At 41.2% G+C, this 1516-nt stretch carries 1 protein-coding gene; it reads left to right on the forward strand.

The features are described from left to right. Window positions 1–660 precede the first annotated feature (660 nt). On the forward strand, window positions 661–1516 hold an 856-nt coding region (locus tag H1P_RS33265; protein WP_186376300.1), incomplete at its 3' end, for a reverse transcriptase N-terminal domain-containing protein.

A 1516-nucleotide genomic window follows, 5' to 3' on the forward strand; every position in this document is an offset into this window, starting at 1 on the left:
GTGCGATTCGTTTAGTCGAAACTTAGAAAGAAGGAGGATGACTAGCTTCTGTTGAGTAACCGCAAAACGGTAGAGTTCGCACTTTAATCCTCAACAGATGACAACTTAATAATCTTATAGGTGAGTAAAAGTATCCTAGAAATTACAAGTCCTATCTCGAAGGTGTATCGATGAAAACATATTCCTTACGGTAGAGAGTGGTTTTCAATCCGTAAAGCAGGAATAAAAGGTCAAAAGCATACCTAACCCAAAGGTCAAGGCAGACTAAGTAAGTTCTCACGGGTAGCGAAAGCAAAGGTACATCCGAACCGTCTATATACATTACTAGCGAAAATGGGTTGATACGCTAGGTGAACCAAAAGGTCAAAAACTAAGGGTATTAAAGGGATTGCCTCCCAATCTAATTAACACCACCCGAAACAGGCGGAAAGTACCATCCTAAAAGAACAAAACAAGGGTTATTAGGAACGAAGTAACCTCTCAATTCTTCTCCCAGAAGGTCGATTCTAGGAGTAGTCAACCAAGACGTAACATCTGAGCAATCAGGGAATGGAGAGGAAAGATTGAGTCAGAAGCAAAAGCTCTATTGTAATGATAGGGATATGCTGACAGACTCACGGTAGAACGGAATGTAAAGCTACAAGTAGTGATGTAGAAGTTATGAACACGGATTCAAACCCGATGTATAAATGGGAAGAGGTCAACTGGCTCAAAGCCGAAAGACTGATTTACAAGTTGCAAAAGCGGATTTACAAAGCGTCATGTCGTGGTGATGTCAGAACAGTACGCAGACTCCAAAAACTTATAACTAAAAGCTGGTATGCAAAATTGCTTTCGGTGCGTAGGGTTACTCAGGATAATTCTGGGAAGAAGACAGCAGGTGTGGATGGAGTCAAATCTCTGTCCTCAAAAGAACGTCTCTACTTGGTAAATCAACTCAAACTGAAAACCAAAGCTAGTCCGACTAGAAGGGTATGGATTCCCAAACCTGGAAAGTCAGAGGAACGACCTCTAGGTATCCCCACCATGAATGACCGAGCATTGCAAGGTCTTGTCAAGCTGGCAATCGAGCCAGAATGGGAAGCCTATTTTGAACCTAATTCACACGGATTTAGACCAGCAAGAAGTTGTCACGATGCTATGGAATCTATATGTAGGGCTATATATTTAAAACCCAAATACGTTCTAGATGCGGACATTTCAAAGTGTTTTGACAAAATAAATCATGACAAGTTACTTGAAAAATTAAATACCTACCCAACCCTACGGAGACAAATCCGAGCCTGGCTAAAGGCTGGTGTTATGGACGGAAAAAAACTTTTTCCTACTAAAGAAGGAAGCCCTCAAGGCGGTGTGATAAGCCCCTTACTTGCTAATATTGCCCTTCACGGTATGGAAAACGCAATTAAGGATATAGCTGGCACTTTTGACGTAAAACGCGATAATGGTATTCACCAGATGAGCATTACAGACAAAAGAAGTTCAGTTAATATTATCCGATATGCAGACGATTTTT

It is taken from the genome of Hyella patelloides LEGE 07179 (assembly GCF_900659865.1).
In the GTDB taxonomy this organism is placed as follows: domain Bacteria; phylum Cyanobacteriota; class Cyanobacteriia; order Cyanobacteriales; family Xenococcaceae; genus Hyella; species Hyella patelloides.